Below are 2500 nucleotides of genomic sequence, written 5' to 3' on the forward strand. Positions count from 1 at the left end.
TTTTGGTTGCGGGGGCAGGATTTGAACCTGCGGCCTTCAGGTTATGAGCCTGACGAGCTACCGGGCTGCTCCACCCCGCGCCATTGCCTTTCGGCGGTCCCTTCCGGGTTATTTTGGGAAGGGTTTGCTTTGAGATCGTTATGAGGGAGGTTGTCTCTTTTTAGGTTTGGCGGTGACCTACTCTCCCACGTCTTAAGACGCAGTACCATTGGCGCGACGGCACTTAACGGCCGAGTTCGGGATGGGATCGGGTGTTTTGCTCGTGCTATAGCCACCAAACCGAAGAAGAGACATGCGGGTTTTCGCCCGCAAACATCAGTGTTGTTCCAAGTCTAGGTCGCGTTTGCGACCATGTGTTTGCTTTTGATTAGGTCACTTTGATTTCAAAGTGACACCCGTAAGGCCATGTCTGGCTGTTACTGGATCAAATCAAGCCTATCGAGCAATTAGTACCGGTCAGCTGAATGCATTGCTGCACTTACACCTCCGGCCTATCGACGTGGTGGTCTTCCACGGCTCTCAAGGGAGACCTTGTTTTGAAGGGGGCTTCACGCTTAGATGCCTTCAGCGTTTATCCTGTCCGAACATAGCTACCCAGCACTGCCGTTGGCACGACAACTGGTCCACCAGTGGTTCGTTCACCCCGGTCCTCTCGTACTAGGGGCAACTCTTCTCAAGTCTCCTACACCCACGGCAGATAGGGACCGAACTGTCTCACGACGTTCTAAACCCAGCTCACGTACCTCTTTAAATGGCGAACAGCCATACCCTTGGGACCTGCTCCAGCCCCAGGATGAGATGAGCCGACATCGAGGTGCCAAACGATGCCGTCGATATGGACTCTTGGGCATCATCAGCCTGTTATCCCCAGCGTACCTTTTATCCGTTGAGCGATGGCCCTCCCACTTGGGACCACCGGATCACTATGACCGACTTTCGTCTCTGCTCGTCTTGTCAGACTTGCAGTCAGGCTGGCTTCTGCCATTGCACTCAACGAGCGATTTCCGACCGCTCTGAGCCAACCATCGCGCGCCTCCGTTACTGTTTAGGAGGCGACCGCCCCAGTCAAACTCCCCACCATGCAGGGTCCCGGACCCGGATAACGGGCCGCGGTTAGACATCAAGAGTGCGAAGGGTGGTATCTCAAGGGAGGCTCCACGAAGACTGGCGTCCCCGCTTCAATGCCTACCACCTATCCTGCACATCACAATCCTGATGCCAGTGCAAAGCTAGAGTAAAGGTGCATGGGGTCTTTCCGTCTAACCGCGGGAAGTGTGCATCTTGACACACAGTTCAATTTCGCTGAGTCCACGTTAGAGACAGCGGGGAGATCGTTACGCCATTCGTGCAGGTCGGAACTTACCCGACAAGGAATTTCGCTACCTTAGGACCGTTATAGTTACGGCCGCCGTTTACTGGGACTTCAATTCAGAGCTTGCACCCCTCCTCTTAATCTTCCAGCACCGGGCAGGCGTCAGACTGTATACGTCGCCTTACGGCTTCGCACAGCCCTGTGTTTTAAGTAAACAGTCGCCACCCCCTAGTTTGTGCCCCCCACACATGCTTGCGCACATATGGGGCCTCCTTCTCGCGAACTTACGGAGGCATTTTGCCGAGTTCCTTTAACGTGGTTCTCTCAAGCGCCTTGGTATACTCTACCAGTCCACCTGTGTCGGTTTAGGGTACGGTCTGATGTGGGGCTATTTCCAGGAACCTCTCAGCAGCCCACCCAATCCGATAAGGGCAAACTACCTCTGAGATCCGTCACTTCCCACTGGCTGAGGAATATTAACCTCATTCCCATCGACTACGCCTTTCGGCCTCGCCTTAGGGGCCGGCTTACCCTGCTCAGATTAGCTTTAAGCAGGAACCCTTGGACTTTCGGCGAGAGGGTCTCTCACCCTCTTTGTCGCTACTCATGTCAACATTCTCGCTTCTGATCTCTCCACCGGATGCCTTACAGCCCGGCTTCACAGAAAGCTCTCCATGTTCTTCACCGTGCAAGCACGGATAAAACATGATGAGCTATATCACAGAACGCTCCGCTACCACGCACATCGCTGTGCATCCCGAGCTTCGGCTCATGGCTTGAGCCCCGTTACATCTTCGCCGCAGGACAGCTTATCTAGACCAGTGAGCTGTTACGCTTTCTTTAAATGATGGCTGCTTCTAAGCCAACATCCTGGTTGTTTTGGCCGTCCCACATGCTTTCCCACTTAGCCATGAATTAGGGGCCTTAGCTGCAGGTCAGGGTTGTTTCCCTCTTCACGACGGACGTTAGCACCCGCCGTGTGTCTCCCGGATAGTACTCTTGGGTATTCGGAGTTTACTTAGACTCAGTAAGGCTGTGGGCCCCCATCATCCATGTAGTGCTCTACCCCCCAAGGTATTCGTCCGAGGCGCTACCTAAATAGCTTTCGCGGAGAACCAGCTATCTCCAGGTTTGATTAGCCTTTCACCCCTAGCCACAAGTCATCCGGACCCTTTTCAACGGGTGTCG

1 tRNA gene and 2 rRNA genes (1 of these 3 cut by a window edge) are annotated in these 2500 nt (G+C 54.2%); all 3 read right to left on the reverse strand.

The features are described 5' to 3' along the window. Window positions 1-3: 3 nt before the first annotated feature. A tRNA-Met gene (locus G4Z14_RS18600) sits at window positions 4-80 on the reverse strand. A gap of 84 nt (window positions 81-164) precedes the next feature. Continuing rightward, window positions 165-279 (reverse strand): 5S ribosomal RNA (rrf, locus tag G4Z14_RS18605). 146 nt (window positions 280-425) lie between these two features. Next, window positions 426-2500 (reverse strand): 23S ribosomal RNA (locus G4Z14_RS18610) (it continues 757 nt past the right edge of the window).

The organism is Tabrizicola oligotrophica (assembly GCF_011008935.1).
GTDB classification, from domain to species: domain Bacteria; phylum Pseudomonadota; class Alphaproteobacteria; order Rhodobacterales; family Rhodobacteraceae; genus Tabrizicola_A; species Tabrizicola_A oligotrophica.